Consider the following 25,154-nt stretch of genomic DNA (forward strand, 5'->3'; position numbering starts at 1 on the left):
GATCAACTCCTGGCGATCAGGGAGACACCCGGGAAGCCCCCGAATGGCAAGACGTTCCTTTCGCCAAAGCGCGGTTCGCAGCCGGTCCCCAGGCACCCATCGCATTCGTCCAGCTCGGGGTTGTCTGTGAGGTTGCCGTCCTTGTCGCGGTATGGCCCTGTGTATCCGCAGTTGGGCCCGCGGTAGCCATTGGTCATAGCCCAATGACACAGCGTGGTCATCTGCCGACCGATGGTCTCGCCACCCACGTCGCCGGGGCTGGCCAGCTCCCAGGTCACTGTCTGGCCGTTCTCCGACATTTTCTGGTCGATATACCAGACCTCGATGCTCTCCTGGGTCGGGTCGGCCTCAGCGTTGCCGCCTGGGAAGTTGGCCGCGTCCAGGAACTGGCCGAGCGTGTTGCGGATGGTCAGCTTGAACTCGAGCAGGTTGTCGAAGGCGAAGCACAGGGCGGTAATCCGGCCATTTACGTTGCCGACCGATATCGTCGGGCGTACAGCTGTGCCGTCCGAATTCGCCTCGATGCCATCAACCTGCATCGGCCAGGCGCCATATTCATTGCCCTGCCACCAGATCGACTTGGCCGGAAGCTGGTCAGCATTGGCGCCGGCCGCGGCCAGTTCAGCGGGCGTGTGCGGAATCGCATGCCCGTGGAAGCGTAGGATATCGGCCCCGAACTCCGAGCCGTCGAGCTCGAACAGCAGCACCTCGGAGCCCGGTTCGAGCTTCTGGATCTGTGAAATCAGGCTCATGGGTGATACGCCCTCTCGAAGGTCAGGTTGATGACGACAATGCCGCCAGGGCGGCGCTGCTGGCGGATCGCTTCGCAGCGATACAGGCCCAGCTCGCCGCCGGGCGGCGTCCACAGGAACGAGCGGAAACCGCGATGGCGGCGGATGAAGTCGACGATGGGCTGCACCTCATCGGCAACACCGCCGAATGACAGTGTCCAGCTGTCGGTCTCGGCGTTGATCCCGTCGCCCACCACCTGGACGTAGTTGTCGCCAAACTGCGACTTGCGGGTCCTCAGCGTGCTCTCGCCGCTGGCCTCATCGTCAGGCTCCCAGGTGAATGTCTCGATAGCCACGGCTACCTCCCTTTCATGTTTCGATAGCTGGAGCCGCCTGGGCGCCAGGAGGCCGCAATCGCGCGATCGGCAACACCCTGCATTTGTTGCTGTAGGTTCTGCTCAAGCGCGGCCGTGTCGAGCTGCATGCCCTCTGAACTGCGGTCCTCCACAGTGATGTTCATGGGGGCATTGACCTGCACCACCGTTCCGCCGCCCTGGCTTCCGCCGACGACCTGCACGCCGAGCGATCCGTCGGAACCGCGGGCAAGCGGCATGATTGCCTCGGGCCCCGCCTCGCCAGCCACGCCCAGCCCGCCGTTAGCCATGGCAAATGCCGTTGGCTGGTTCAACACGCTATTGGTGAAGGCGGCACCCTTGGCAAACATCTGCACCCCGCCCTGCCAGGCGCCGCCCAGCGCCTGCGGGAAGTAGGTGCTGGTGTATCCGGCCTGAGACGCCCCCAGGCTCGACGACGATCCGCCACTGAAGGCATTCACCCCCACCCCGATTAGGCCGCTGAGCAGAGAGCTGGCGGCCCGCTGGCTGGCTATCCTGGCCATGTCGGTGATGACGCTGGTGGCGAAATCCCTGAACTTCATCTTCCCGGTCATGGCGAAGTTCGACAGGGCCGTGCTGGCTGAATCGAAGCCTGCGGAAAGAGTGCGATCCGTCGCGCCGGCGATGTCCGCGGCATCGGCCTGGATGTTGGCCCAGGCGCGTTTGGCGCCGTTGCGGTAGTCGCGCTGCGCCTGGAGCCTGGATTCGTGACCGTCCACTTCCATCTGCAGCTCGCGCGCCTGGTAATCGGCCAGGTCGGCCAGCCGCTGCTCGTAGGCGGACTGGCTCAGCCGGCGAGACACGTCTTCCTGCTGTTCCTCGAGCTGCCGGCGGGCATCGGCGTACTTCTGCCGCACAGCGTTCAGGCGGTCGGCCTGCTCGCGCTGATCGTCGCCCATACCCACACCGGCCACATCCGCATTGATCGCGTCCTGGCGGGTCTGCAGCACGACCTCCATGGCCTTCCGATAGGCCTCGGCGCTGTTGCGGCGCTGCTCGGCCAGCTTGCGCTCCTCCTCAGCACGCTTCTGGAGGGCCGGCTCGGCGTAGGCCACGTTCAGGTTCTTGATGCCGAGTTCCATCTCGGCAGCAGTGATCTTCCCCTCCGCCTGGGCCTTGCGCAGCCCCTTCATTCCTTCGGTCAGGTCCTCGAGGCGCTTTTTCTCGGGAAGCGCCCTGTCGATGATGGCGTCCAGCGCCTTGATCTCGTCCTTGAGAGACTTGGCCCTGTCCTTGCTGCCGTCGGAGGCGTCCTTGTTGGCTTTCTTCTGCGACTCGATCGCGTTGGCCGCCGACAGGATTGCCAGCCGGTCGGTCTCATTGAGGCTGGTGTTTTCCGCGATATGCCGGTTGGCGATCTTGATCGCGTCGCCGTTGTCCTGCAGGCCGGCCAGCTGCTTCTGCAGGGTGTCCAGGTACGACTGACCCGAGGTCGTCATGCCGGCCTTCGCCGCATTATTCGCCTGCGTCGAGGCCGTATTTTCGTTCGTGACGCCGGTCAGCACCCGCAGCGTTTCGGCAATCAACGCAGAACGCTGGTCGGCATCGCTGACCGCGCCGGCCTGGGTAATCCATTGCTGCACCGTGCTGGACGGCAGGCTCAGGCGCTCGCCTACTTCGCGAAGCACTGGCGAAAGGTCTGCACTGGTCGACCTGGCCTCTTTCAGCTTGTCGACCACCTCCTGGAAGGCGCGCAGCTGCTGCCCATACTGCCCGCCGGAGTCGCGCGCCGGAGCGGTGACCATTGCCTGGCGGATCGATTGGGCAAGCTCGCCGTAGGCGTCCTTCACCTTGTCGGTCGCGTTGACTTGCTCTTGTTGCCACTTCACCAGCGACGCCTCGCGCTGGTCGCGGTTCAGCTTGGAGAACTCTTCCCGCAGCTGAGCAACCGGCTTCTGCAGGTCTTCGACGCTGACGCTGGCCTTGTCGGCGTTGTCACTCAGCAGCAAGAAGCTGGCGGCCGCTGTACCGGCAAGCAAGGCCAGGCCCATCGGGCCACCCAGGGCGGCCAATAGACCGCCAGTCGCAATGCGCGTCAGGTTGCCCTGGGCAATGGCCAAGGCATCCGTGGAAGCCTTGAGTGCCGCTTGCTTGGGGATAAGCTGGGTCTGCACCAGGGACAGTCGCTGTAAGCCGGTGGCGGACGCCACCGAGGCCTGGGCCTGCATCAGCTGCGCCTGTGCGTAGATGCGTTGGGCATCTGCGGCACGCAGTGCGGCGCGGGCGTTCTCGATCTCGGCAGCACGCTGGGCCAGCGCAGCCTTCAGGGCCAGGCCAGCCTTCGCGACGTAGTTGGTCAGGGCAGCAGCCCCCACACCACCCATGGCGACGGCGACCAGGTCGACGTTGTCCGCCAGGGAGAGCAGCACCTTCGACAATCCCCCGACGATACCTGTGCGCTCCTCCATGCCGCCCAGAAAGGTGCTGATGGCGTTGTTGATGTTGACCATGGCGTCTTGGACGCTGGTCGACATATCGGCGGCCGCCTTGCGGTTGACCTCGACAGTGCGCAACAGGCCGGTGTTGAGGTCATCCAGCGAAAGCTTGCCCTCGACACCGAACTTGCGGATTTCCTTGGCGCTCTTGCCGGTCGCACTGGCGATCGCATCGACAATGGTCGGCATGGCCGTCTGGATGGAAATCCAGCCGTCGGCCTCGACCTTACCTGTCTGCAACGCCTTGGAGTAGGCGTCCAGCGCCGAGCCTGCCTTGTCGGCCGTGGCGGCGTTGGTCACCAGCAAGAAGCTGAAGCTGTCGGTGATCTCCAGGGCCTGCTGGGTGTTGAAGCCCAAGGTCTTCATCACGTCCGCGGTGCGAATGTACAGCTCCTGGGCCTCGGCCAGGGGGCGATAGGTCTCCTGGGAGGTGCGCAGCAGGTGCTCCTGCACCACCTGGTACTCGGCGGTACTCCCTGCAGCTGCCTTCATGCGGTCGGCCATCTGCCCGTAGGCATCGACCTGCTTGATGATCCCACCGATCAGGCCGGCGCCGGCCACCGCGGCCATCGCGCCGCGGATCAGTGTTCCCGCACCTTGCGCGGCAGCGCCTGCCTTGTCGAAGGCCGAATCCACGGTTGCCAGGCTCCGGTCGATCGCCTTACTGCTGCGCGCTACAACCTGTTCAGCGCCTGCCAGCTCGCGGCGCAGTTGGGCGGTTGTCGCCTCGATCTGAACCAGCATCCCCTGGACTTGTTGATCGGCCATGCCTTTCTCCACGCACAAAAAAACCGCTCAGGGCGGTTGATGGTCACTCTTTCGGTCGCCCTCGCAGGAAGGCTTTCAGCTTGTCCGCAACGCCTTCGCGCTTCTGGGGGGCGGCCTGCGGTGTGGCCTTTCCGCGCCCCGTCCAGTCAAGGCGCGCATCGAGCGCCAACATGATCTGCGGAACTGGCGTGCGCCATGCGGTTTCGGGCGGCCAGCCCAGCCAGCCAGTCGCCACGCCGAACAGATAATCGACGTAGCTGCCATTCTTCACTGCGCTGTGCTGTCCGCCTCGGGCTTTCCCCGACCGGCAACACTCGGCGGCACCGGGTTGAGCAGCACAGTGAGGTAGTCGGTCAGCTCGGCCGAGACCTTCGCCACGCCAGTCTGAAACACGCCAGTCGCCACCTCGGCGTGCTGATCAGCCTTGAGCCCGGCGCCGGCAACGATGATGTCCGCGCTGGCCGCAATACTCATCAGGCGCATCGACTCCAGCGCCCCGCGCAGGCCGCCAAAGCGGGTCTCGATACGCAGCGCCGCGTCCAGGGTTGGCTGCAGGGTGTAGGTTCGCGCACCGACCACCAGGGTGGTGGTGCCATACAGGGCTTCACTCATGAGGTTCTCTCAACAGAGGATGGGGCCGAAGCCCCACCGATCACGGGGCGGCCGGGCCGGCCAAGATTTCGAGGATGGCAGTGTTGATGCCGAGGGTGATGTTGCGGCGCACCACGTTGTCAGCGGAGCCCGCGGCCACGGTGTTGTTCATCACCTTCACCGCGAAGTAGAACGTGGTCGGCAGAATCGCCGGCGTCGCGCCAGGGTCGCCATCGTTGAGCGTGACCTTGATGTTGTAGTTGCCCTTGGTACGGTCCTTGTGCGCGGCAGCGACGGCCTTCTGGCCGAGGTCGCCGTTATCCAGGCCCACGGTCAGGGTCATGTTGCCGGCGTCGGCAGTGCCCTTGTACTTGCGCACCCGGCCGTCGGCCAGGGAAGTGAAGTTCACCGGGTTGAAGGTGTCGCCGAACTCGCCCAGGTCTTCGATCTCGCCCACATCGACGTAGGTGTCGGCCTTGTACTCGGTTTCGGTGTCGGCACCGGTCTTGCCGCCAATTGCGAGGCGGCAGCCGGCGGCTGTGTTGAGGTTGTCATCGGCCATGGGGGTTCCTCCAAAGGCACATTGGATTGAGCCGCGGCGCGGCCGGTTGGGTGGATCAGTGGGTGGTGATCACGCGAACGGTGATCGATCCCTGGTAAGTAATGCCGTCAGCGTCTCGCTGGGCATCGGCTTGCTGTACTCGGACGGATACGGCGCGCCCTTCCGCCAGGGGCAAGCGGCGCTCGTCCAGGGCGGCGATCACTTCGCCGTTGATCCGCTTCACCTCGGCCTGGCCGACAGCATCGGACCACACGGACAGGTACAGCAGGCGCTCCTCGCGCTTGCGTCCTGCAATGGGCCGCATATTGGTCGAGATCTCGCGATCGATCGACACATAGGGCTTCGGGGTGTTGATATCGGCGCCGTCATGGACTGGACAGCTGACCTCAGCCCGAAGCCGAGCAAACAGCGCAGCCTGCAGCGCAACAGATGGATCAGCCATTGCCTACCCCCTGACTCGCCTTGCGCAGCGTTGCCCGCACCGCGGCTTCGATATCGGCCATCACGTACTCCCTGTTCACATCAATAGACGGGCGCAACCACGGATGCGCCGGCCTGGCCGGAATGTCCGGGTACTTCCCGAAGAAGTTCTGCCCGTCGGACTTGTTCTTGGTGTCGCGCTGGCGAAGGGCATTCCGGCGCCCGCGCAGCTGCGACTTGTCGCGGTTGTTGGTATGCACGCCGCCTACCGCATTGCGATCGGCGCGCTGGTACATGGAGCCGGAGTACCCCTTCGTGCCGTACTCGATGAAACGCAGGTAGTAGAAACGTCGGTTGTCCCGCTTCCCGCGTATGCCGATCTGCGCATCCAGGCCGCTGGGAGCGACGTACACCTTCAGCGCCGCGGCAGCGGCCCCTGTGTCCTTCGGAATCAGCCGCTGCTGGGCGGCCAGCACGCGACCCGCTGCCTTTTCCATGGCGGGCTTCAGTTCGTTGTCCATGAACTTGTGGATGTTTCGGAGCGTCCGGCGCAGTCGGATATCGCCCCGAATGCTCGAGCGTCTGGCCATGGCCTATTCCTTGGACGGGTTGGTCTTGCCTGGCTTGCCAGCCTTCTCCGTGGCGGCCTCTATCACCTCCACGGCATAACCGCGGGCGATCAGGCCCAGGCCGTACTCCCTGTCGACAACAAACTCTTCGCCTTTTTCACGATCGCCAGAGGCGCCGGTAAGGACGCCCAATGCTCGAATCTTCATGGTTCACCTCATGGGTTTGGGACGCTGGAGCACAGCAGGCGCAGCATGTCCCGTTCGTTATTGAGCAGTGCCGCCTCGACCTTGTAGGTCACGCTGGTGCTGATTTCAGTGAATCGCCAGCCTGCTGCAACGTCGGTTCGGGGCCTGATGCGGATCTCTGCGCTAACCACTGCTTGCAGCTGTTCAGCTACCGGAGAGACCCGGCCAGTGGGCATGGTGATCTCGGCCCAGACCTTGCCGACGTCCAGCCACGTCTCATCGAAGCCGCCTGTGTCGTTTTGCTCTCGCTGAGGCTTGCTCAGGCGGCCGCGGTGGCGCATCGGTCCTGCTCTCATCAGAAACGCTTCCTGTACCAAAGCAGCCTTTCGACTGCGAGCGGAACGGCCGACGGCGCGGCGCCGATCACCACCGCTTCGCGGTTGGCGTACCAGTGCCCGACCAGCAGCAGGATGGCCTGCTCGACATCAGGGGTAAGCCCCATCTGTTCGGGCTCCACCGGGTCGGCCTCGACCAACACCCGGTCGCAGTGCATGGCCACGTGAGACTTGGCCGACTCGAGGTAGCCCCCGATGAGCTGGTCCTCCTCATCGTCATCCACCTTCAGGTGGATCTTCACGCGGGCCAGATCGAGCATTTACTTTCCCCCTTTGGGCGCTGCCGGCTTGGTTTCCTTGGGCTTGGCTACCTTTGGCTCGCCACTGGCGTCGACCTCGACGGCCAGGCCCTTGCCGATCAGGGTGTGGGCATACTCATCGTCGGCCTCGTCGAATACCACGTTGGCCTTGATCTTGTTCGAGTCAGCGCCCAACAGCGCGCCATTGCCGACGAAGCCCCACAGAGTCTTGATTTTCATGCTGCCTCCAGAAACGAAAAGGCCGGCGATGTGCCGGCCCTCAGTGGGTTTGAATTATGGAGCGACCGGGAAAGTGCCCTTGACCAGCGCTTCCTTACGACGCACACCCAGGCCCAGGCGCTCCTCGACCAGCAAGGCGCGTTCGTTCTTGATGAATTGGTCGTTGATCAGGCCCATCTTGAACACGAACGACATGCGATCGAACAGCGTGGTGGACCGCGCAAAGTTCGCCACCAGGAGCTCGCCGCCAGTATCGGCATCGCCCTCGTCCATGCTGTCGGAGGTGATCACCGGACGGCCCCACAGGATCGGGGTTACCAGTCCCTGCAGGTTGGCGAACAGGTAGCGGTTCTCGCCGTCTTTCTGCAGCTCGATGTTCATCCAGTCGAGTTCGGTCATCACCACGCCATCGGCCGACATCTGCGATTGCTTGCGCACCTGGTAGACGGCGCGGCGCACCATGTCGATGGCGGTGTCACCGGCTTTGCTCAGCGCAGTGTTGTAGGCGGTTGCCTGGGTCATCAGGCCATTCAGGTTCTCGCCGGTGCCGTCGCCCTTGAGAATCTGCGCCTCTTCCTCCAGCTTGAGGTCGTAGCGCAGCAGCTGCTGCAGGTAGGCGAACATCTGAGGAACGTCATCCAGCGCCTCGTCGGTCACCGGCATCCAGACCGCAAGCTTTTTCACGCGATCGGTAACAGTTTCGAACGTGACGTTGCTGGTTGGCTTGAGACCGCCTTCGGCAACCGGAGCGGCGCCGCGAGTGTGCAGCTTTTCGCGGAAGTAGGTGTACTGCTGACCAGTGACCGGGATCGCAGTCAGCAGGTCGCGGATGCGCAGCTCCTGACGAATGCCCGGCTGGATCACCGGATCGTAGTTCGGCGCGACGATGCCGGCGCTGGTGACCTTCATTTCCTTCATGCTAGCCATGTCGGACTTGGTCACATCGAGCTCAGCGACACCGCCGCCCTTCTTCAGCGCCTTGTAACTCTCATCACCCTTGATGAGATCGATAAAGCTCTTGCCCTCGCCCGGCTGGCTGCGGAGCTTAACGCCCTTCTGCTCCAGATCCTGGACCTGGTCGATGACTCGCTGCAGCTCGCCCTTCTGGTTCTCGATTTGAGACTTCAGGTCAGTGGTGACCTGGTTGCCTTTCTCGACTTCTGCGATGGCAGCGTCGTACTTCTTCTGCAGGCCGTCGAAGCCGCTTTTCAGTTGCAGCTCCAGAGAGTCTTTCAGTTCTTTCACTTCGCTCATGGCGATACTCCAAAATGGTGGGTGAACAGGGTGGAAATTTCTTTCAGCTCTTCCACGATCACCGTGGCCTCGCTGCCGCCATCACGGCGGAGCGCGGAGTAGCCGAGCGAAGCGACTGCCGCCGCCTCCTTCTGCGAGAGGCCCATGCGTTCGCGCAGGGCATTCTCGAAAAGCCTGATGTCCGACTTGACGCTGAGGACCTGGGCCTCGGGGTTCATGCCGAACGGTACGATGGAGGCCTCCCACAGCTCAGCCTCCTTGATGAGGCGCACGCGCCGCCCGGCGCGGTCCTCGAAATCTGCTTTGATGGTGTTGAAGCCGATCGACATGCTGTCGAGAACGTCATCCTTCATCAGCTCATAGGCATCTCGGGCGTAGCTGACATTGAGGTTGACCTTTCCCTTGAGGTGCAGGCCGTGATCGTCCTGGGTGTAATCTGCCTTCCCGATCAGGCGGGAGAGGTCGTGATAGATCGCCAGCTTGAGCTTCCCATTGCGGGTAGCCTTCACCCGGGTGAAGGCGCCAGGCAGGATCACGTCGTCGCCCAGGTCAACGTTATTGAAAACCGCGGCGTAGCCCTCGAAATTGCCGGCTTCGTCCACGGCTTTAAGCTCGAACGGAACTTCAAGACTCGCCATTTTTTTCCATCTCCCACCGGGTGACCCGGTTGTATTCGTCGCCTTCCAGGGGAGGCAGGTTTTCTTTCTGGCGGACTTCATTGATGAACATCCAGCCGGATCCACTAGAGCCGCCAAGAGCCGCTTGGTAATACGTGGCGCGGCCGGCGCTATCAGCGCGCAACAAACCCTCGACCGCGAACTCCACGAAGCGGGCGCCGGAGCCGAACAGCTTGTTGTTGAGCTCGTCCTCGACAGTGTCGATGTAGGGCTTGAGGCCGAACGTGATAAAGCCGGTCAGTTGCTGCTCCAGGTTGGAGCCCATGATTGAGGTCTTGCCGGCGCGGTTGGCCAGCCACAGCGGAACGCCGTAGATGCCCGCCAGGGCCTCCTCCTGGAACTGCTGAGACTCGATGAACTGGGCATCTTTCTGGCTGATGCCGGCCGGGACGATCTTGGGGTTCCCTTGCAGGATCGCCATCTTGCCGATGTCGTCGGCATCGGCTTTGCGCACATCTGGAAACTTCTTGAGGATCTGGGTCTGCTGGGCATCGGTCAGGAACTGCTCGTAGATGACGTAGCCGCCAGTGAACCCACCCTTGCGCATGAAGCGCGCCGACCACTGCTGACCGGCCTTGGCCAGGCCCATGGTTTCGGCCTGGTGCTCAATCGGTGACAGCCCGACGACGCCGTCCAGACTGAACAGCTTGAAATGCAACATGTTTTCCGGGGATACCGGGAATGGGTCGCCCTCGCTTGGAGTAACCAGATAGAGCAGGTCGCCATCGGTATCGATCTTCACTGCCCTGCCATCCAGCGGCACCAGACCTATCGGTTCGCCGTGAATGTTGCGCTCGATCAGGGCAAACGCATTGCCGCGCAGCGCCATGTTCACGACCACGAACTTTAGGAAGTTCAGCATGGTCATGTAGGGGTTTGGCTTGCGCAGCAGCTTAAGCATCCGGTCAGCACCGGCCACCAACTTCCGCCCGCCCTCCTTGTCCTCGTACAGCTTGAGCGGCAGACCGCTCAGGGACTCGGAGAGGATCTTGACGCAGGACCAGACCATGCTGATGGACAGGGCCGTCTTGACGGTGACACGCACGCCGGCTTTGGTGCGCCTGCCACCGACCTCGAGGTCAACCTCGACATAGTCGCCCGTGGTCGGGTCGGTGTAACCGAAGAAGCCCCAGGTCATGGGGTTGTACCATTTGAATGCCATGGTCAGCCTATAAGTCCAAAGAACCCGTTATCCAGGTAGTCAGCCATTCCGCCCTGGGCTTCAGGGTTGAGAGCCAGGAGCGTCACGGCGTTGAACAGCGCCATCAGCGGGTCGATCTTTGCCGAGCCGCTGGCCTGCTTGGTGATGAGGATTGCGTTGCCGCGAGGCTCGACGCGGGCATTACCACAGCACCACGCCATCATCGGCTGGCCGCCATGCCACAGGCCGCCTTCGGCCAGCTTTCGCTCGGCGGTCTTGATCGCACCGCCCAGCGTGTAGCCCTGTTTCACGCCGCCGATCTTCTCGCGGGGAATGCCCCGGGCTTCCAGGGCGTCGAGAATGGCGCCAATGCCGACCGGGTCGAGCCCCACCTGATCGAGCAGACCGGCCTCCTCCACCAGGGCAACCAGCTCGGCGATCTGGTCCACGTCATCGCCGATGCGCTCAACCAGGGTCAGGTGGCCGTCGTTTGCAAAGTCACGGATGCGCGGCGCTTCGGCTTTCCGACGTTCCAGCACGGACGGGTGCGCCCAGGCGTGCGTCCATGCCAGCCAGCGCCTGGTGTCCCGCTCGCGCCCAACAGCGGCGAAACCAAGCAAGTCATCAAGACCACCACCGTCGATACCGATGTCGATCACCTCGCAGCGCTCGAGCAGGTCCTGCAAGGTCCTGCAATCGGCCGATACCTGCTTCTCCCAGAAGTCAGCGCCGGCCCAGCGGTCCGACAACAGAGCCAGGCCGATCTCGACATTGAGGTGTTTGGCCAGGAAGCCGCGGAACGACTCCTCGCCATCCATCTGGGCCTGCGCATACCCGCGCTCGAGGAACGGCTCGTCCACCGACAGCCCCAAGTTGGGGTTGGTGATGTAGGCATTGGCGAAGTCCCGGTGCGCGCCGGCATCGAGCATCGCTTTCGGAAACTCGTACAGCACCGGCAGGAACGACTTGTCGACGATCTCGCCGTCTCGCACCTTGCGGGCGTACAACAGCTTCTGCCGGAATACCCCAGCGGGCGGCGCATCAGACTGGGTCGTTGCCCAGATGATGAAGCCCTCAGGGCGAGAGGCCAGGCCGCCAGTGGCCTCCCGCAGCATTGCCTCGGCGTTGGCACGTTTGCCGAACACCCAGAGTTCGTCGATGAATACGCCGATAGCCTTCTTGCCGGACACCGTCTCACTGTCCGCCGCTACCACCTTCAAGGTGGCGTTGGTCTGGTAATGGGTCACCGTGCGCAGGTGATCCTGCACCTTCAGCAGCGCCGAAAGCTCGTCGTCGGCGCGCACCATGTCCCGGATCGGGATATAGGAGTTGTCGGCGATCTCCTTGGTCGGCGCCAGGATGATGAACTCGCCCGACGGGCGCCAGTTGAGGATCAGCGCCGTGAGCATAATGCCCGCGGCAATGGTCGACTTACCGTTCTTCTTGCTGATCAGCAGCATGAACTCGCTGACCATGCGCCGCCCTTCGTCCGGGTCATAGGCGCCGAAGATGGCCGCCACGAACTGGTTTACCCAATCGCGGACCGTCTCGCACATCAACGGGCTGCCGGTGGCGTCCACCATCCGCAGGGCGCCGAATACTTCCAGGGCCTCCTCGGCCTCAGTCGGGAACAGCGGGTCGAACGGGATCAGGCCCTGGCGCGCGACGATGCGCCGCTCCCAGTCCGGGCATGCAGTGGTCCACTCCATCATTTCACCGATCGTAGTGGGCCGCGGCGGGCACCGAATTTACCGGACGCTGCATCGGCAGCCTTCTCTTTCGCCTGCTCCTTCTTCCCGTTATCCCCCTTCCGGGGATGAACAAAGGGCATCAGGGCCTTGGCAGCATCGACGCGCAACTTGGCATCCGTCTCCAGGTCGTTCATCACCGCGAGGAGGAAGTCCTTCGGGTCCTTGTGGGACAGCGCGCGGGACAAGTCGAAACCGGCCGGCTCCCACTCGCCTTCCAGGCTCTGCGAGGCTTCAGCAGGCTGAGCGGACGGCGTTTCATCGGTAGGTGCTGGACCACCACCTTTAACACTTTCTTTAACATCAGCTTTAACATCGCCGGGCAGTTGGCCGAGAGCCCGCTGCTTATTCAGCTCGGCGACGACATCGGGGTCCTTAGCCAGTCGCGACCCAGCTGCGGACGCTGATTTTTCTGGGCATCCGGCCGCAATGGCTGCGTCTCGATTGGACGCACCTCCCCTGAGCGCCGCGATGAATGCGCGCTTCTTGGGTGTTAAAGCCATTTAACAAAAATCCTATGAGGGAAAAAAATCTGTGCGTGGGGTCGAGGGCGGTCTAGCTACGCGGAAGCTCCAAAATTTTTGCCCCCCCCGGGTCCGGCGCCGAAGCGCGCACCAAGTCGGTGCAAAGGCCATCAGGCGAGTCCTGATGCCTCCTCGGCCTGCTTGACCGAGTCGTGACAGGGCTTGCACAGCGGCTGCCAGTTCGATTCATCCCAGAACAGCTCCTGATCGCCGCGGTGCGGGATCTTGTGGTCGACCACGCTGGCCGCGGCAGTAACGCCTTGCCTCGCGCAGTACACGCACAGCGGATGGTCGAGCAGGTATCGCTCTCGCGCCTTCTGCCACTTGTAGCCGTAGCCGCGCTGCGTGCTGGTCTTGTCGCTCCTCCAACTGCCCGGGGTGATGACCTTGAGGCGAGAGCCCGCACTCTCCTTCATTCGGGAGCCAAGCGTCTTGAGCCTGGCCATCAGCCTTCAACCCGGCGAGCCGCTGCGCGCTCGTAGTAGCCGCGCACCTTCTCCACGCCAAGGAAGCCAACGGCGCCGCCGGCAAAGGTAGCCATGCTCTGGGGAAGGCCAAGCCATTCGAGCAGCGGCACCAGAGACAGCGTGACCAAGCCGCAGAGGGCTCCTTCCAGGTACATCTGACGACGCGTACCGCCGCCATACATGACCCTCAGTACGGCGATGCCGACGGACAGGCCAGCGGCATAGAGTTGAGGCTGATGCATAACCAGCCAGGCGAGCACAGCGGCCCACAGACCAGGATCCTTGTCAGGCATGTTTGGCATCTCGATTCCTCCCTTTCGGGGAGTGCATTAGGTTCGGCCCCAGCAGCACACCCAGCTCGGAGCAATGGGCGTGGTGGAGCCGAAAACGAAAAAGCCCCGGCGGATGCCGAGGCTTGGTATGGGTGCAGATGACCGGTGCTGAACTCCGGCATAAGGCTCATGAGTACGAATCGCTAGCGCATCAGCCTACGCATCCACCTGCATTGCAGAAAGCAAAAAGCCCATCGTGGCGACGGGCTTTGCACGCGGAAAAACCGCAAAGTAACTGAAATCTATAGGCAGTCCCCGGGCCTGTCAAGCGGCCTGACGTCGAATGTCGAGCGCACCATCAATCCAGGCTACTCCGGCCTTCCAGAGCTGGCGGGTCTTCTCTTCGCCGAACTTCATCTTCTTGCCGACTTCCATCAGCGAGGTATCACGACTGGTGTAGTAGCGCATCAGCACCTGGCCGCACTCGGGATAGCGCTTCAGTAGCCGACCCATCATCCCATCGATCATTAGCGCGTCATCATCGGTAATCATCGGCGACAGGATCGTGTTCTCGCGGGAAGCGCAGCAGGACACGCCAGAGCCCAGCACGACCCAACGACCCCAATGCTCCAGCAGATCCTCGGCAGTGCGCTCTTTAAATGTTGGTGTGAAGGCCATGGCTCAATCCTCCTTGGCGGCAGGTGCCGCCGAATGAAAAGCACGGCGCCCTGCCCGCCCGAGGATCTTGTCCTGGCATGCATGGATAGCTGTGCAAAACTCTTGGCGCTCCATCGGGTGCTCGACGGGCAGTTTCACGTATGCATTCCAGGCATCGCCGAGCATCTGCGCTACCTTCGCTTCTTGTTCGGTCAGTTCTGCGATTCGCATGCTCAATCCCCCTTGAACGACGAGCCACCAGGCCCGCGCGAATTGGTTTGCTGGTACAGCTCTGCCATTGAGGTCGGCGCGCCTGGCGGCAGAATCGCAGGCCGGCCACCCTGCCGAACCAGCATGCCGAGCTGGACGATCAACTCATCCACCGGCAGCGGCTCCAGCGTCTCGGCATGTACCAGGCCAGATGCATGGCAGCCGATGCAGTCGAGCTGGTGAAACACGCCCTTGATCAACCCCTTCCCGGTACAGGACGGGCAGTCGGTGAGTGGGATCTGGCGGCGCTCAAAGGCGGGGCCATGGCTCTTTTTGGTCATTTTGAATCCTCGCCTATGGTTGTTTCCTGAATCTCGCTGCAGCCCTTGTACTGCGTGGTTTGTGGGCCATTACCAGAATCTGCGTTTCTACCCTCCTTCATCCCGTGGATTCGCTCGAACCCCTTGGTGTCGAGAAACGCATGCCACTGCTCCAGTGCGGCACGCTTACGCTCCTCGGCCGTGGTCTGGATGTACACCTGCACGTTGTGGCCCATGGCGTGATTGATCAGCAACTCTCCGATTAGGAAGTCGATGCCCTGGTCCGCCCAGCAGCCCCTGGCCAGTTTGCGCAGGTCGTGACTTGTCCACTCGCCTTGGCCCAAGCGGGTGAAAACCTCGGCTGCTTGCTTCTCGCTCAGGCAGCGCCCAGACCTGCCCGGGAATAGGAAGCGCCCGGTGTAACCCTCGGCCTGCTGGATCTCGCGATACCGGGCCAGCAGCGCGCACACCTGGGCGGTCAGCGGCAGAGAATGCTCCACCCGGGTCTTGGTGTTCTCGGCCGGCAAGTACCAGCGCCTGGTTGCCAGGCTAATGTGCAGCCACTGCGCCATGCGGGTCTCGCCGACACGGTTTCCATGACACAGCATCAGCAGGGCGAGCATGGCGTCGGCGGGCGCCTTGGTGATGGATTCGGCCAGCGCGGTCAGCAGGTCTTCAATCTGCTCCGTACGCAACCGGGCCGCCTTTGGCTTAATACGCGCCTTGGTGAAGTCGCCAAAGCGCATCCCCGCCATGGGGTTGGTCGCGACCAGACCCAAGGACCGGGCCTTCTTGAACGCATCAGCCAGCAGGCCAAACACCAGACGCACGTATTCGAGCGACAGCTGCTCCTGCAGCGGCCACACCAGATCGCGGTCCAGCGCGCTGCGGCTCACGTTCGCCAAGGCCATGCCGCCCAGGCGCGGAATCAGGTGACGGGTGATGGCCGACTTGGCTGTGGCCTTGCGCTTGGCCGACAGGCTGCGGTTGCGCTCCAGGCGATCGACGAACCAGGCCAGCATCTCGCCAACGTGCTCCCAGCCCGAGACGGTGGCTGCACTGTCGGAGGCCAGGCGCTGGCGGATACCCGGCAACGCGGCCAGCACCACCTTGGCGGACTGGTCGGGGTAGGCGCCGATCCGATGCCAGCGCTTGCGCACCACCAGGTACCAAGTGCCACGCGGGCGGGCTTCAGTGAAGCGGAAGCGCAGGCCGGGATAGCGCGGGTCGCGCAGCAGCACGGCAGACAGATCGTCACCACGACGGCGCAGTTCGGCGTCGGAGAACGCGATAACCGACGTCATGCGGCCACCGTGGCGGGCTGCAACAGATAGTTGCGGATGGTCTGCACTGCGTCGATGCTGCCGCGGCACACCACTGCCAGGTAGCCCTCGCGGTGCAGCTTCTGCAGGTAGGCGTCCTGGCTCGGCGACACCGGGGCATCGAACGGCGGGTTGGCCTTGAACTCGATGTACAGGCCGAACCAGCCGCCGCGGGCCATTGGCAGGACCAGATCCGGGATGCCTGCCTTCACCCCCTGAGCTTTCAACTTCGCCGCAACAGCCTTCACCCGGTGCCCGCCGTTCGGCACGTGATAGATCAGGTCGGCCACCGCCGGCAGACGAAGGCGTAGCTCGGCCATCAGTGCAGCCTGCTCCAGCCCCTCGCGGTCGATTCGTGGCGCACGGCGTGCCGGCGCCTTTAGCACCCTCATGGCCTGCGGCTTCATTCCAAAACCCTCGCTTTCTGCTCGAGTTCAATCAGCAACTCAATGAAGTGCTTGGCCTTCTCCAAGTCAGCTATGCCGCCCTTGTCACGCCACCGGGTCACATACTTAATGACACTTCCCTCGGCGAAGGGGATGCCGTTTGCGTGGATATACTCGATTGGCTGAATTTTCAGCGCTTTGTAATGACTTCCAGACACTTGCTTTTCGAGCGCACTCATCAGATTTTTTCCTTTTTCGCATAGCGTTCAGCGAGGGGTCTTGCGACAGACGCAGGCGCCTTCACTGGGGCGCTCCAATTGGCAGAGAGGTTTTCAAAGCGGTTGTACTGCCCCAGGAAAGCGGCGCGCACGGTGCCGGTCTCAATGTCCCGGCCCTTGCCGATGATGATCTCGGCCACGCCCTTGAATTCGCTGTTCTCGTGATAGACCTCGTCGCGGTAGACGAACATGATCACGTCGGCGTCCTGCTCGATAGCGCCGGATTCCCGCAGGTCGGAGTTCACGGGGCGCTTGTTGGGGCGCTTCTCGCACTCCCGCGACAGCTGGCTCAGCAGCACGACCGGAATGCCGAGTTCGCGAGCAAGCAGTTTGCAGCCACGGCTGATGCTGCTCACTTCTTCTGTGCGATTGCCGCCGACGCCATCCATGAGCTGCAGGTAATCGATCATCAGGATGTCGAGGCCGTAACGCAGCTTGTGCCGGCGAGCCAGCGAACGTATGCGCCCGACAGAGGCGGCGGCGCGATCAGCAATGAAGAGATTTGCATGCTGGATCTTCCCGGCCGCAGCGCAGAGTTCGGCGCCATGCGACTGGCAGGCCGAACCGTCTTTGATCAAGTTGAGCGGGACCTTGCCCGTCGCCGCTACAGCCCGATCCATCAGCGCGCCCTTGCTCATCTCCAGGCTGATGACCAGACCCGACTTCTTCTGGCGCACCACAGCATCCAGAACGAAGCCCATCGCCAAGGTGGTTTTGCCCATTGCTGGACGACCGGCCACGATGATCAGTTGCTCTGGCTGCAGGCCGCCGGTTTTCTCATCGAGATCCGCCAGGCCCGTCGAAAGGCCAATCAGGGTTTCACCGCGCATCAGGCGGTCGTGGCGCTCTTGCCAGACCTCGAGCTGTTCGGCCATGAGATCACCGGCTTTCACAATCTCCTCGCCATCGGCGCCCGAGTCGATCGCCATCGCCGCCGCCTGCACCGCGGCGATTTTTTCCTGGATGTCGCCACCACCCTGCACAATCTCCAGCGTGCGATCGCTCAGGTCGTACAGGGCGCGCTCCACTGCACGCTCTCGCACAATCCCGGCGTAGGTTCCGGCACTGGCAACACTCGGCGTGTTGTTCACCAGCGCTGCGCAGTGGCCCAGGGCGCGGTCGCCGTTGTCGAGCATGCCGATGTGATCGGCCACGGTCAGCATGTCCACCGCCTTGCCTGCAGCGCGCAGAGCCATGATTCCGCGGAACACCTCAGCGTTCTCGGCGAAGTAGAACGACTCCGGCGACAGGTCGTCCGACAAGGTGTCGATCAACTCGGGGCGCTGCAGCATCGCGCCCAGCAGGCCGTGTTCGGCTTCGAGGCTGTAGGGCTCACGCATGGTAGTTGCCTTCCACCACTTTCACGAAGTTGGTCGGGGCAATCAGCCAGTCGAAGGTCGCGCGGAATGGCGCGCCACCGAACTTGCCGGCAAGGCGCCCCATCAGGAAATCCGACTTGGCAACTGAGGCGAAGTAGTCAGCCCAGAATTCCAGGCTCTGGTGAACATCGCTCTGGCTCCACCGGGCCTTGAGTTGTTTCTTGCGCACCTCCGACACCAACACGACGGCTGGGAGGGCTGGAGTGAGCAATCGGTTGAACAACTCGACGATGTCCTGAACCGGGCAGGACGGCGAACGCGAAACGCGATCGCCATCAGGTGACGGTTCAATTGATGGTTCCTTTACGGTTCTGGGGGCACCTGGTGCCGGGGTGGGGGGCATTTCCTGCCGGGGTGATGGGGCATCTGGTGCCGGGGGGCATATCGTGCCGGGGGCATATGCTGCCGGGGTCAGGGTGTACCAGGTCGAACGGCCGAAGCGCTGATGGCTTGTCAGTAATTGCACTTCTTCAAGCCAGCGCAGTGCGTTGCGCACAGCTCGCTCCGAAAGGCAGGTGCGTGCCCCAATAGTCGCGATGGAAGGCCAGCAAACGCCGTCGTCGTTGGCATTGTCGGCAAGGGAGATAAGAACCGCTTTCTGCGCGGGGCTCATGCCCTGGAGCGCCCAGCATGCAGTCATGATGATGGTGCTCATTGATACGCTCCAGACGGAAGGCCAGGACGCGACAGCTTTTGGCTTACAGCAAAATCTGACGCAATAGGCTGGGTGTTGCGTGCATCGATCGCGGAATGCATAATCGACCTCGTTGTTGTTTCAGAAGACCGCCCTGCCAGGCGGTTTTTTTATGCCTGCGATTTTTCCCTACTGGTTAAATTCACAGCCAATTCAAGTGGCTACTGGCAAGACATCAGAGGGCGGACAATTCATCTCACCCCTTGCCCCCCTTCTGCTGCTCGAAAGGGTTAATCGGCTGGCTTCTGGGATGGAAACGGGCGCTGCTCTTGTGCTGACAAGCTGCCATCCTCTTCGATGGTCACGTACACATCACGACCTACGCGTATCGCCTTGCTTAAGGCGCCCTGAGTACAGCCGAGAAGCTGCGCGGCCTTTGTGTGTCCGCGCTCCTTGGCAAATTCGGTAAGTGGGATTCGGCGCATTGCGGCGGCCTCTACATAGATTTCGCCACAAGTATGACCGGCGGTATTGTTTGCAGTCAATACCGGCGATATTGGTTAAGTAAATACCGTGGGTAATAACATCACTCAATGAAAAAAGATTCCCGACGGCTACCGCTATCAGACTGGCAGCTGCAAGACAGCGTCCGCCTGAAAACCCTCTTCCAAGCAAAACGCGGGGAGCTGAAGCTCACTCAAGAGAAACTTGCAGCCGAACTCGGTGATGGCGTAACCCAAGGCGCTGTGAGCCACTTCATGAACGGGCGCACCGCGCTCAGCGTTAACGCAGCGGTGGTTTTCGCAAAAGCGCTTCAGGTCCCTGTGTCAGATATCAGTCCGACTTTGGCCGCCCAGATCGAGAAGATGGCCGCATCGCTCCCTGATGTGCGACCCTCCTATCAAGGGGTAGAGGAAATCCGCATTCCTCCGCGAAGTTTCGATCTTCGGAATGATCCTGGCTATACGGGCGTACTGCAGTTGACCGCGAGAGGATCTACCGGTGATGGAGATGACAATCCCCACGTCGAGATTCGCGGCATTATGGCTTTCAAGTCTTCCTGGCTGCGCGCCAACAACCTCAACCCGCGCCACTTGGACGTCATTTATGCGAACGGCCACAGCATGGAGCCGACCATCAATGACGGTGACGTGCTACTAGTGGATGAGTCGAAGATTGAACCGAAAGACGGGCAGATCTTTGCAATGCAGAGCGAGTCGAAAGGGACGATTGTTAAGCGCCTGGTGAAGTCCGACTTCGACGGCTGGATAATTCGAAGCGACAACCAAGATAAGGCGCGCTACGGAGATGAGATCCTGAGAGACGGGGAAATAAACGAGATGCGCATCATCGGTCGCGTCGTCTGGCGCGGGGGAATGCTTTGAGAATGAATCTTGCTAAGTATTGTTCACCTGCCAATTTGAAAGGGATTTCGTAATGACTGTGGAAAATGCCAAACCTAGAATCAATATAGGGAAAGTCGCGGATTGGCTGAGTGAGCGCGCCACCACTACCAAGTGCCCGTTCTGCGACTCCGAACACTGGTCGGCTGTCAATGGACCCGGCTTCGTCGGGTCTGCCCTGCCCTATGGAGATGGCAAAGGTGACATGTATATGGGCGGATACCCGGTGTTAGCTCTATTGTGCAGAAAGTGTAACTTTGTCCGAAATATTGCTTTAACTCCGGACTTTCTAGAGCAAGTGATTGAGGACGCCCCAGTTGCTGCAGAATGATGGGTTAGCTGTAAAAGCCGCAGACCTAACACCGTGGCGCTCTAGAAGAGCAGCTTCGTCCCCAGACTGGACTGGGCTTGCTCTTGACGACTCACAGTTAACCGACTTACCGGCCTATACTAAAAAAATGAACGACATAACTCGCGAAGAATTCAACGCAAAACTCGAGACCATCGAAGCAAGGATGGATGCTCGGGTTGAGTCTGTGTCATCAAAAATTGATGCGTTTCTTGCTACCCAATCTGCTGTTCAGATTGAGCGGGATAAAGCGCAAGCTGAGCGCGACAAGCGGTTCGAAATTCTCGCCGAGCGCGCCACAAAGGCTGCCGAGGGTGCCGAGGAGGCTGCCAAGCAATCGGCGACCGTTAAAGCAAACTACTGGGCCGCGGTCGCCGTCCAGCTTCTGGCGGTCGTAGCGATTCTGGTTGGTGCTTACTACGCGAACCAAGCCAACGTTTTTGGTGCGATGCAAACGACTATGTCTGCATACCAGGCTGGCAAGGAGTCGACCAAGGCAGCAGAGGCGTCACCGTCATCGCTGCCGAAATAGCCATCCAAAATCATCGAGCCCGGCCCAGCGCCGGGCTTCTTGTTTATGCTCCCCCTAACAGGTCTAATTTCCGAGCAATGCCAAGGAATGCCATGAGGATAACTCTCACGCACGCAATTATGGTTGCCGGCTTCGCCGGTGTTTGCCTGTGCATAATCTACGTAGGGCGCGAAATAAATTCCGGCCTCAGCCTCGTCTACAAACAGATCGACTCTCAGCCCAAGCGAATCGCGGACGAAATCAAACTACCCCTCGCCAGCCCAATCCCTGCCGAGCGTCCTGATCTGAATGACCTGCCGCCACAGTTGATCCAACGAATAATTCAGAAGCGCTGACCCCTTGGCGCCCCATCTCTAGCCCGCAACTGAGCGGGCCTTTTCTTTTCCTTCAAAAATACATGACCGGCGGTATTGACCGCAAACAATACCGGAGGTATTGTTCATCAAAGGCAGCGATGAACCGGCCTCAACGGTTCAGAGGGTTGGCAACTGACCCGGGTGCGCAGCGTAAAGCGCCACAACCAGTTTTCCGGCGGACAGGGGTCGCGGCCGGAGAAACAACACGAAGATGGCCGGCGAGAACGAAGCCAGTAGCTGATCGCCGGCCGCCAACACGGATCTTTTCACTTCTGCCACCGCATCGGTGGCAGCGGGAAAACAACCGGGAGTCACAACGATGGAAGCCACACTCAACAGCGGCGCATGGAAGGGTCACCTCGGACGCGGCCTTGCACCGCGAGAACTTCAGTTCCTGCTCTGGGTTGCCCAGGGCTTCACCGCAAAGGAGATCGCCAAGGAGGCTGGCATTGCGCCGGGCACGGTGGTCAAGCGCATCTCCAATGCGATGTTCAAGCTCGGCGTGACGCGGCGCACCGCACTGGTGGCCGAGGCCATGCGCCGCCAGATCATTTCGCCGATGTGCGTCTTCCTTGCGGCGCTGATCGCCATGCACTCGATGTTCGACGACAACTCAATGCGGCGTGATCGTCGCGTGCCGGAGCGCCGAACAGCGCAAGTGCGCATCGTCCGGCGTGCCGAGGCGCCCGATCTGCTTTCTTGATTCACAACCCAGAGGAACACCCCATGGAACACGAAGCCGCCATTGCAGACCTGGACAGGTTCGCCACCACCGCCGAAACCAACGCGCCGATCCAAGAGGCCGAGGGCGACCTGGAAGGCGCCGAAAACAACCGCAAGAACGCGGCGCACTACCGCACCGCCATCGCCCTGCTTGAAGTCGCCTGAGCATCACCTCTGCCCGTTCGTGTAGCGGGCTTTGGGATGCGGATGAGCACACACCGGCAGAGCCGCCCCCCTGCATCACAACCAGCTGGAGAATCCAATGTTCCTTCTAATTCTGAGGGGCTGTACCAGCGGGGTCGCAGCGCTCTGACGCGGCTTCCCCGCCCAAAAACCCGTGTGGCGTAGTAAGCCTGAAGGCTACGCCCATCACCTGGACAGGCAGCGGAAAGTGGGCCGCCGATGTCGCCGCGCATCAACCGGGTAACCGGTAGGCCACCCCAGCGTATACGGACAATTTGGCGCAACAAACCCAGGCTGTCGCCAGAAGCGGGCCTGGGTGTCGCTCACGTAGGGTGGTGCCAGTGAGCAACAGGAAAGCCCGGTCAATGATCGGGCTTTTTTTCACCTGCCTTTACTCGCCAGCACTCTCCCCTGCGCCCAACGGCAACCGGCAGGCGGCCAGAGTGCTGACGAGTGAACGCAACCCCACTACCGAGGGATAAGCCATGCACCCTGCAATGCAAGCTCGTATCGACGGCAATATCGCACTTCACATTCGCGCAACCGCGGCCACTGCCGAGTTCTACGCCATGATCGGCAAGGACGCACCCGCCAGCAAAGTTCGTTTCCAGGTGATCACGAAAGGCCCGAGCGCCTACCACGTGATCGAGCGGTCCACCGGAAAGGTGAAGGGGTTCCGCTTCAGCTGGAAGGCGGCGATCAACTTGGCCCAGGTGCTGGAGGCGCGCGCCGACGGCGCAAAGGTCAATTTCGAGGGCTGGGCGAAATGATTGGGGAGCCAATGCCGCATCCGCGGGACAGCATCATCGACGACCTGAACCGCAAGCTGGACCAGTTCTTCGGCCGCGGCGGAGTGGCGCAGCAGATTGCACAGGGCGTCAGCGGCGAAACGATGGACTACGGCGCGAAAGGCCATCAGGAGCGCCTGCGGATCGAACGCGCTCGCCTGGCGCCAGAGGTTCGCAAGCACGCCGAAAGCGGTCTCAGCTCCACGCAGATCGCCGCGGCGATGTCCATCAGGGTGAAGCGGGTGCAGATGATCGCAGCAGAGAACAGCATCCAGATCAGAGGGCTACCTTGAAGCGCTCAGAAGAAGCGCGCTAATTCAAGGTTATACCCACACCACAATCGCGCATTGCTACTGTCGAGCAAGTATGCAAGCTCTTTCCATCCATAGAGATTCGCAAAGAGTCCTCGTCTCCCTGCAAGAAATATCCCTCGAATTGCATGTCGATTCGTTCGATAGAGATTGCATGCGGAGGTATTGCCCGGACCTGCAGCGCTATGTCTCCAGGGCCACGCCGAATTGTTATAAGAGGTCCAACAACCTCTACATCCCAATTGCTGTCGCCTGCAGACCACACGTTATCAACGATCTTCAGTGTGGTTGCGCCGGTTGCATCGGCAAGAAACCCCGAGAGCAGAAATGGTGCGCCGGGCTCCTCAGGGGGGCTAACCGATAACATGTCGACACCACGGACCTGAACAAGAACTTTGCAATTAATGAAGCTCACGCCCGCAAATTTCACTTCAATTGGTTCAGGGCCAAAATCAAACAATTCCGAGGCAAAGCCCTGCTGTTTGCACTTTGGGTTCTCGTTCGCCCTGGCAACAGTTGCAGCTGACAAAGTCCCGCGCGCGCGCTTCTGATTGCACTGCATGCAAAGTAGAGTCATTCCATTTGGATTGTGTTCTTTGGCGTCCTTGAAGTCAGGGTCGAAGTGCTCGTAGTCATAGTAAGCCAAACCACACTTAACGCATCCAAACCCGCAACGTCTTCGAACTTCGCGGCGGACATCCTGCGGTACGTACCGACCAAGTCCGTACTGGTTTCGCTCGGCCATAGCTCCTCCTAACTGCCTATACCGACCCCATGCCGGTCATCCGTAATACCCCATCCAAACCCAAATTGCCACCATGCCGCCACCAGTACGGAGGGCGGCGCATGCTTGGAGAAAGCCATGAGCAACTACAACTGCGACTACGTTCGCCGCCACTACGACGTGCCCGCCGAGATCGGGCGCCGCGTGATCGCCAACGGTGAGCCCGGCGTCATCATGGCAGACCGGGGCCAGTACATCGGCGTCATTCTGGACAGCGACCCGAAGAAGCGCATCCGCAACTACCACCCTACCTGGGAAATGCAGTACGGCGAGATGGCCAAGAAGCTGCCGCTGAAGCGCTACCAGGTGCTCGTCGCGGGATGGGACTGGTGGGACATCACCAATCGAGCCATTGTCGATGTGTTCGCCAGCACGCCGTCGCAGGCCAAGTACAAGGCCTATGAGCGCTGCGAGTACCACGACATCGAGTGCATGTTCGGCTTCAAGGTTCGCCGGGCCTGACCCTCCGGCGCTGCCCGCCAGCGCCTTCCCCTCTCAAACGATGAACGCCAGCCAGACCAAGCCATCGGCTGCCCGGAGAAAACCATGCACGCAATCATCTATGCGGGTCTGCGTAATGGCGCCCGCGACCAGCAGATCCACGACGCCCTGACCTACAAGCACGTTGCCGAGGTTGCCCAGGACTTCAAGCTCTCCCCGAACACGATCCGCGCGGCGTCGAAGCGAATCGCCAATGCCACTGTGTACGAACTGAGCCTGTTGGGGGGGGGGGGGTAGCCCGATGTCGATTGGCCGGGTCGCCGCCGACTCGTTCCGGAAGGCAACGCTCGGCGCATACCGCAGCTACCACGGCACATTCCGCAACCTTGAGCTGCCTTGCTGGGTGATCACCGATGGCACGCAGCGCATCGAGGTAATGGAGCTACGCAAGATCGACACAGGCGAGATAGACCTGTAGTCGCCT

The 25,154-nt window shown here is 61.5% G+C and carries 38 protein-coding genes; 9 read left to right on the forward strand and 29 right to left on the reverse strand.

All coding sequences use genetic code 11. The annotated features are described in order from the left end of the window. Window positions 1–2: 2 nt before the first annotated feature. The 28 genes from TO66_RS18050 to TO66_RS32695 form a co-directional block, all read right to left on the reverse strand. Entirely contained in the window at window positions 3–752 is a 750-nt protein-coding gene (locus TO66_RS18050) for a phage minor tail protein L (RefSeq protein ID WP_044463550.1), read from the reverse strand. Beyond that, window positions 749–1,087, reverse strand: coding sequence for a phage tail protein (locus TO66_RS18055; RefSeq protein WP_044463551.1), 339 nt, complete (start codon window positions 1,085–1,087; stop codon window positions 749–751). The genes TO66_RS18050 and TO66_RS18055 overlap by 4 nt, the downstream gene beginning before the upstream one ends. Before the next feature lie 2 nt (window positions 1,088–1,089). Then, window positions 1,090–4,329 carry a phage tail tape measure protein gene (locus tag TO66_RS18060; protein ID WP_044463552.1) on the reverse strand — a complete coding sequence of 1,080 codons (3,240 nt, stop codon included), beginning with the start codon at window positions 4,327–4,329 and terminating at the stop codon, window positions 1,090–1,092. A 43-nt stretch (window positions 4,330–4,372) separates the two neighbouring features. Then, entirely contained in the window at window positions 4,373–4,600 is a 228-nt protein-coding gene (locus TO66_RS18065; RefSeq protein WP_044463553.1) for a hypothetical protein, read from the reverse strand. After that, entirely contained in the window at window positions 4,597–4,941 is a 345-nt protein-coding gene (locus TO66_RS18070) for a hypothetical protein (RefSeq protein ID WP_044463554.1), read from the reverse strand. Before TO66_RS18070 ends, TO66_RS18065 begins: the two co-directional genes overlap by 4 nt. Before the next feature lie 40 nt (window positions 4,942–4,981). After that, complete coding sequence (locus TO66_RS18075) at window positions 4,982–5,482, reverse strand: hypothetical protein (RefSeq protein ID WP_044463555.1); 501 nt, start codon at window positions 5,480–5,482, stop codon at window positions 4,982–4,984. A 55-nt stretch (window positions 5,483–5,537) separates the two neighbouring features. After that, window positions 5,538–5,924 (reverse strand): DUF3168 domain-containing protein, encoded by a 387-nt coding sequence (locus tag TO66_RS18080; protein ID WP_044463556.1) that lies wholly within the window; start codon window positions 5,922–5,924, stop codon window positions 5,538–5,540. Then, window positions 5,917–6,492, reverse strand: coding sequence for an HK97 gp10 family phage protein (locus TO66_RS18085; RefSeq protein WP_044463557.1), 576 nt, complete (start codon window positions 6,490–6,492; stop codon window positions 5,917–5,919). Before TO66_RS18085 ends, TO66_RS18080 begins: the two co-directional genes overlap by 8 nt. A 3-nt stretch (window positions 6,493–6,495) precedes the next feature. After that, window positions 6,496–6,678, reverse strand: coding sequence for a hypothetical protein (locus TO66_RS18090; RefSeq protein ID WP_044463558.1), 183 nt, complete (start codon window positions 6,676–6,678; stop codon window positions 6,496–6,498). A gap of 8 nt (window positions 6,679–6,686) precedes the next feature. Beyond that, window positions 6,687–7,013, reverse strand: coding sequence for a head-tail adaptor protein (locus TO66_RS18095; RefSeq protein WP_044463559.1), 327 nt, complete (start codon window positions 7,011–7,013; stop codon window positions 6,687–6,689). Continuing rightward, window positions 7,013–7,312, reverse strand: coding sequence for a head-tail connector protein (locus TO66_RS18100; RefSeq protein WP_044463560.1), 300 nt, complete (start codon window positions 7,310–7,312; stop codon window positions 7,013–7,015). The genes TO66_RS18095 and TO66_RS18100 overlap by 1 nt, the downstream gene beginning before the upstream one ends. Further along, window positions 7,313–7,531, reverse strand: coding sequence for a hypothetical protein (locus TO66_RS18105; protein WP_044463561.1), 219 nt, complete (start codon window positions 7,529–7,531; stop codon window positions 7,313–7,315). 54 nt (window positions 7,532–7,585) lie between these two features. Beyond that, entirely contained in the window at window positions 7,586–8,785 is a 1,200-nt protein-coding gene (locus TO66_RS18110; RefSeq protein WP_044463562.1) for a phage major capsid protein, read from the reverse strand. Beyond that, window positions 8,782–9,423, reverse strand: a complete 642-nt coding sequence (locus tag TO66_RS18115) for an HK97 family phage prohead protease (RefSeq protein ID WP_044463563.1) — start codon at window positions 9,421–9,423, stop codon at window positions 8,782–8,784. The genes TO66_RS18110 and TO66_RS18115 overlap by 4 nt, the downstream gene beginning before the upstream one ends. Next, the gene (locus TO66_RS18120; RefSeq protein WP_044463564.1) at window positions 9,410–10,624 is read right to left on the reverse strand and encodes a phage portal protein; all 1,215 of its coding nucleotides are present in this window, start codon (window positions 10,622–10,624) and stop codon (window positions 9,410–9,412) included. Before TO66_RS18120 ends, TO66_RS18115 begins: the two co-directional genes overlap by 14 nt. A 2-nt stretch (window positions 10,625–10,626) precedes the next feature. Then, window positions 10,627–12,315: a terminase large subunit gene (locus TO66_RS18125; protein WP_044463565.1), complete on the reverse strand. Its 1,689-nt coding sequence runs from the start codon at window positions 12,313–12,315 to the stop codon at window positions 10,627–10,629. Further along, window positions 12,312–12,854 carry a terminase gene (locus TO66_RS18130; protein WP_044463566.1) on the reverse strand — a complete coding sequence of 181 codons (543 nt, stop codon included), beginning with the start codon at window positions 12,852–12,854 and terminating at the stop codon, window positions 12,312–12,314. Before TO66_RS18130 ends, TO66_RS18125 begins: the two co-directional genes overlap by 4 nt. 131 nt (window positions 12,855–12,985) lie before the next feature. Further along, window positions 12,986–13,321 (reverse strand): HNH endonuclease, encoded by a 336-nt coding sequence (locus TO66_RS18135; protein WP_044463567.1) that lies wholly within the window; start codon window positions 13,319–13,321, stop codon window positions 12,986–12,988. Continuing rightward, window positions 13,321–13,644 carry a phage holin, lambda family gene (locus TO66_RS18140; RefSeq protein WP_044463568.1) on the reverse strand — a complete coding sequence of 108 codons (324 nt, stop codon included), beginning with the start codon at window positions 13,642–13,644 and terminating at the stop codon, window positions 13,321–13,323. The genes TO66_RS18135 and TO66_RS18140 overlap by 1 nt, the downstream gene beginning before the upstream one ends. A 294-nt stretch (window positions 13,645–13,938) precedes the next feature. Next, on the reverse strand, window positions 13,939–14,292 hold the full coding sequence (locus tag TO66_RS18145; RefSeq protein ID WP_044463569.1) for an antiterminator Q family protein: 354 nt from the start codon (window positions 14,290–14,292) through the stop codon (window positions 13,939–13,941). Between the two features lie 3 nt (window positions 14,293–14,295). Further along, window positions 14,296–14,502: a hypothetical protein gene (locus tag TO66_RS18150; protein ID WP_044463570.1), complete on the reverse strand. Its 207-nt coding sequence runs from the start codon at window positions 14,500–14,502 to the stop codon at window positions 14,296–14,298. Window positions 14,503–14,504: 2 nt separating this feature from the next. Then, complete coding sequence (locus TO66_RS18155) at window positions 14,505–14,822, reverse strand: hypothetical protein (RefSeq protein WP_044463571.1); 318 nt, start codon at window positions 14,820–14,822, stop codon at window positions 14,505–14,507. Beyond that, complete coding sequence (locus TO66_RS18160) at window positions 14,819–16,105, reverse strand: site-specific integrase (RefSeq protein ID WP_044463572.1); 1,287 nt, start codon at window positions 16,103–16,105, stop codon at window positions 14,819–14,821. Before TO66_RS18160 ends, TO66_RS18155 begins: the two co-directional genes overlap by 4 nt. Next, on the reverse strand, window positions 16,102–16,530 hold the full coding sequence (locus TO66_RS18165; RefSeq protein WP_044463573.1) for a VRR-NUC domain-containing protein: 429 nt from the start codon (window positions 16,528–16,530) through the stop codon (window positions 16,102–16,104). The genes TO66_RS18160 and TO66_RS18165 overlap by 4 nt, the downstream gene beginning before the upstream one ends. Next, window positions 16,527–16,748: a DUF3310 domain-containing protein gene (locus tag TO66_RS18170; RefSeq protein ID WP_044463574.1), complete on the reverse strand. Its 222-nt coding sequence runs from the start codon at window positions 16,746–16,748 to the stop codon at window positions 16,527–16,529. The genes TO66_RS18165 and TO66_RS18170 overlap by 4 nt, the downstream gene beginning before the upstream one ends. After that, window positions 16,748–18,127: a replicative DNA helicase gene (dnaB, locus tag TO66_RS18175; protein ID WP_044463575.1), complete on the reverse strand. Its 1,380-nt coding sequence runs from the start codon at window positions 18,125–18,127 to the stop codon at window positions 16,748–16,750. Before dnaB ends, TO66_RS18170 begins: the two co-directional genes overlap by 1 nt. Further along, entirely contained in the window at window positions 18,120–18,821 is a 702-nt protein-coding gene (locus TO66_RS18180; RefSeq protein ID WP_256240629.1) for a helix-turn-helix domain-containing protein, read from the reverse strand. Before TO66_RS18180 ends, dnaB begins: the two co-directional genes overlap by 8 nt. A gap of 269 nt (window positions 18,822–19,090) precedes the next feature. Then, window positions 19,091–19,285, reverse strand: a complete 195-nt coding sequence (locus tag TO66_RS32695) for a Cro/CI family transcriptional regulator (RefSeq protein ID WP_082061110.1) — start codon at window positions 19,283–19,285, stop codon at window positions 19,091–19,093. Between the two features lie 108 nt (window positions 19,286–19,393). Here TO66_RS32695 and TO66_RS18185 point away from each other — a divergent pair, with 108 nt between their 5' ends. The 6 genes from TO66_RS18185 (at window position 19,394) to TO66_RS18210 (ending at window position 23,427) form a co-directional block, all read left to right on the forward strand. Next, window positions 19,394–20,185 (forward strand): LexA family transcriptional regulator, encoded by a 792-nt coding sequence (locus tag TO66_RS18185; protein ID WP_052506137.1) that lies wholly within the window; start codon window positions 19,394–19,396, stop codon window positions 20,183–20,185. Between the two features lie 335 nt (window positions 20,186–20,520). Next, the gene (locus TO66_RS18190; protein WP_256240633.1) at window positions 20,521–21,084 is read left to right on the forward strand and encodes a hypothetical protein; all 564 of its coding nucleotides are present in this window, start codon (window positions 20,521–20,523) and stop codon (window positions 21,082–21,084) included. Window positions 21,085–21,759: 675 nt separating this feature from the next. After that, the gene (locus tag TO66_RS18200) at window positions 21,760–22,143 is read left to right on the forward strand and encodes a response regulator transcription factor (protein WP_044462325.1); all 384 of its coding nucleotides are present in this window, start codon (window positions 21,760–21,762) and stop codon (window positions 22,141–22,143) included. Window positions 22,144–22,166: 23 nt separating this feature from the next. Then, the gene (locus TO66_RS33685; RefSeq protein ID WP_177330409.1) at window positions 22,167–22,328 is read left to right on the forward strand and encodes a hypothetical protein; all 162 of its coding nucleotides are present in this window, start codon (window positions 22,167–22,169) and stop codon (window positions 22,326–22,328) included. 515 nt (window positions 22,329–22,843) lie between these two features. Continuing rightward, on the forward strand, window positions 22,844–23,116 hold the full coding sequence (locus TO66_RS18205) for a hypothetical protein (RefSeq protein WP_256240638.1): 273 nt from the start codon (window positions 22,844–22,846) through the stop codon (window positions 23,114–23,116). Between the two features lie 11 nt (window positions 23,117–23,127). Then, window positions 23,128–23,427, forward strand: coding sequence for a hypothetical protein (locus TO66_RS18210; RefSeq protein ID WP_052506138.1), 300 nt, complete (start codon window positions 23,128–23,130; stop codon window positions 23,425–23,427). Window positions 23,428–23,446: 19 nt separating this feature from the next. On the opposite strand, the gene TO66_RS32700 is transcribed toward TO66_RS18210, so the two are convergent. Continuing rightward, on the reverse strand, window positions 23,447–24,190 hold the full coding sequence (locus tag TO66_RS32700) for a hypothetical protein (protein WP_082061111.1): 744 nt from the start codon (window positions 24,188–24,190) through the stop codon (window positions 23,447–23,449). Between the two features lie 117 nt (window positions 24,191–24,307). Between TO66_RS32700 and TO66_RS18215 the strand changes: the two genes are divergently transcribed. The 3 genes from TO66_RS18215 (at window position 24,308) to TO66_RS33405 (ending at window position 25,148) form a co-directional block, all read left to right on the forward strand. Next, window positions 24,308–24,691 carry a hypothetical protein gene (locus TO66_RS18215; RefSeq protein ID WP_044463580.1) on the forward strand — a complete coding sequence of 128 codons (384 nt, stop codon included), beginning with the start codon at window positions 24,308–24,310 and terminating at the stop codon, window positions 24,689–24,691. A gap of 84 nt (window positions 24,692–24,775) precedes the next feature. Next, a complete protein-coding gene (locus tag TO66_RS18220) occupies window positions 24,776–24,967 on the forward strand; it encodes a hypothetical protein (protein WP_044463581.1) in 192 nt (63 codons plus the stop codon). A 4-nt stretch (window positions 24,968–24,971) separates the two neighbouring features. Continuing rightward, window positions 24,972–25,148, forward strand: coding sequence for a hypothetical protein (locus TO66_RS33405; protein WP_156162077.1), 177 nt, complete (start codon window positions 24,972–24,974; stop codon window positions 25,146–25,148). Window positions 25,149–25,154 lie beyond the last annotated feature (6 nt).

The organism is Pseudomonas sp. MRSN 12121 (genome assembly GCF_000931465.1).
In the GTDB taxonomy this organism is placed as follows: domain Bacteria; phylum Pseudomonadota; class Gammaproteobacteria; order Pseudomonadales; family Pseudomonadaceae; genus Aquipseudomonas.

What these genes read in the sequence shown, in the direction of transcription:
- TO66_RS18050 (WP_044463550.1), bottom strand. Translation starts at nt 752, where the DNA reads ATGAGCCTGATTTCACAGATCCAGAAGCTCGAACCGGGCTCCGAGGTG.
- TO66_RS18060 (WP_044463552.1), bottom strand. Translation starts at nt 4,329, where the DNA reads ATGGCCGATCAACAAGTCCAGGGGATGCTGGTTCAGATCGAGGCGACA.
- TO66_RS18070 (WP_044463554.1), bottom strand. Translation starts at nt 4,941, where the DNA reads ATGAGTGAAGCCCTGTATGGCACCACCACCCTGGTGGTCGGTGCGCGA.
- TO66_RS18075 (WP_044463555.1), bottom strand. Translation starts at nt 5,482, where the DNA reads ATGGCCGATGACAACCTCAACACAGCCGCCGGCTGCCGCCTCGCAATT.
- TO66_RS18080 (WP_044463556.1), bottom strand. Translation starts at nt 5,924, where the DNA reads ATGGCTGATCCATCTGTTGCGCTGCAGGCTGCGCTGTTTGCTCGGCTT.
- TO66_RS18085 (WP_044463557.1), bottom strand. Translation starts at nt 6,492, where the DNA reads ATGGCCAGACGCTCGAGCATTCGGGGCGATATCCGACTGCGCCGGACG.
- TO66_RS18090 (WP_044463558.1), bottom strand. Translation starts at nt 6,678, where the DNA reads ATGAAGATTCGAGCATTGGGCGTCCTTACCGGCGCCTCTGGCGATCGT.
- TO66_RS18095 (WP_044463559.1), bottom strand. Translation starts at nt 7,013, where the DNA reads ATGAGAGCAGGACCGATGCGCCACCGCGGCCGCCTGAGCAAGCCTCAG.
- TO66_RS18100 (WP_044463560.1), bottom strand. Translation starts at nt 7,312, where the DNA reads ATGCTCGATCTGGCCCGCGTGAAGATCCACCTGAAGGTGGATGACGAT.
- TO66_RS18105 (WP_044463561.1), bottom strand. Translation starts at nt 7,531, where the DNA reads ATGAAAATCAAGACTCTGTGGGGCTTCGTCGGCAATGGCGCGCTGTTG.
- TO66_RS18110 (WP_044463562.1), bottom strand. Translation starts at nt 8,785, where the DNA reads ATGAGCGAAGTGAAAGAACTGAAAGACTCTCTGGAGCTGCAACTGAAA.
- TO66_RS18115 (WP_044463563.1), bottom strand. Translation starts at nt 9,423, where the DNA reads ATGGCGAGTCTTGAAGTTCCGTTCGAGCTTAAAGCCGTGGACGAAGCC.
- TO66_RS18120 (WP_044463564.1), bottom strand. Translation starts at nt 10,624, where the DNA reads ATGGCATTCAAATGGTACAACCCCATGACCTGGGGCTTCTTCGGTTAC.
- TO66_RS18125 (WP_044463565.1), bottom strand. Translation starts at nt 12,315, where the DNA reads ATGATGGAGTGGACCACTGCATGCCCGGACTGGGAGCGGCGCATCGTC.
- TO66_RS18130 (WP_044463566.1), bottom strand. Translation starts at nt 12,854, where the DNA reads ATGGCTTTAACACCCAAGAAGCGCGCATTCATCGCGGCGCTCAGGGGA.
- TO66_RS18135 (WP_044463567.1), bottom strand. Translation starts at nt 13,321, where the DNA reads ATGGCCAGGCTCAAGACGCTTGGCTCCCGAATGAAGGAGAGTGCGGGC.
- TO66_RS18140 (WP_044463568.1), bottom strand. Translation starts at nt 13,644, where the DNA reads ATGCCAAACATGCCTGACAAGGATCCTGGTCTGTGGGCCGCTGTGCTC.
- TO66_RS18145 (WP_044463569.1), bottom strand. Translation starts at nt 14,292, where the DNA reads ATGGCCTTCACACCAACATTTAAAGAGCGCACTGCCGAGGATCTGCTG.
- TO66_RS18150 (WP_044463570.1), bottom strand. Translation starts at nt 14,502, where the DNA reads ATGCGAATCGCAGAACTGACCGAACAAGAAGCGAAGGTAGCGCAGATG.
- TO66_RS18155 (WP_044463571.1), bottom strand. Translation starts at nt 14,822, where the DNA reads ATGACCAAAAAGAGCCATGGCCCCGCCTTTGAGCGCCGCCAGATCCCA.
- TO66_RS18160 (WP_044463572.1), bottom strand. Translation starts at nt 16,105, where the DNA reads ATGACGTCGGTTATCGCGTTCTCCGACGCCGAACTGCGCCGTCGTGGT.
- TO66_RS18165 (WP_044463573.1), bottom strand. Translation starts at nt 16,530, where the DNA reads ATGAAGCCGCAGGCCATGAGGGTGCTAAAGGCGCCGGCACGCCGTGCG.
- TO66_RS18170 (WP_044463574.1), bottom strand. Translation starts at nt 16,748, where the DNA reads ATGAGTGCGCTCGAAAAGCAAGTGTCTGGAAGTCATTACAAAGCGCTG.
- dnaB (WP_044463575.1), bottom strand. Translation starts at nt 18,127, where the DNA reads ATGCGTGAGCCCTACAGCCTCGAAGCCGAACACGGCCTGCTGGGCGCG.
- TO66_RS18180 (WP_256240629.1), bottom strand. Translation starts at nt 18,821, where the DNA reads ATGAGCACCATCATCATGACTGCATGCTGGGCGCTCCAGGGCATGAGC.
- TO66_RS32695 (WP_082061110.1), bottom strand. Translation starts at nt 19,285, where the DNA reads ATGCGCCGAATCCCACTTACCGAATTTGCCAAGGAGCGCGGACACACA.
- TO66_RS18185 (WP_052506137.1), top strand. Translation starts at nt 19,394, where the DNA reads ATGAAAAAAGATTCCCGACGGCTACCGCTATCAGACTGGCAGCTGCAA.
- TO66_RS18200 (WP_044462325.1), top strand. Translation starts at nt 21,760, where the DNA reads ATGGAAGCCACACTCAACAGCGGCGCATGGAAGGGTCACCTCGGACGC.
- TO66_RS33685 (WP_177330409.1), top strand. Translation starts at nt 22,167, where the DNA reads ATGGAACACGAAGCCGCCATTGCAGACCTGGACAGGTTCGCCACCACC.
- TO66_RS18205 (WP_256240638.1), top strand. Translation starts at nt 22,844, where the DNA reads ATGCAAGCTCGTATCGACGGCAATATCGCACTTCACATTCGCGCAACC.
- TO66_RS18210 (WP_052506138.1), top strand. Translation starts at nt 23,128, where the DNA reads ATGCCGCATCCGCGGGACAGCATCATCGACGACCTGAACCGCAAGCTG.
- TO66_RS32700 (WP_082061111.1), bottom strand. Translation starts at nt 24,190, where the DNA reads ATGGCCGAGCGAAACCAGTACGGACTTGGTCGGTACGTACCGCAGGAT.
- TO66_RS18215 (WP_044463580.1), top strand. Translation starts at nt 24,308, where the DNA reads ATGAGCAACTACAACTGCGACTACGTTCGCCGCCACTACGACGTGCCC.
- TO66_RS18220 (WP_044463581.1), top strand. Translation starts at nt 24,776, where the DNA reads ATGCACGCAATCATCTATGCGGGTCTGCGTAATGGCGCCCGCGACCAG.
- TO66_RS33405 (WP_156162077.1), top strand. Translation starts at nt 24,972, where the DNA reads ATGTCGATTGGCCGGGTCGCCGCCGACTCGTTCCGGAAGGCAACGCTC.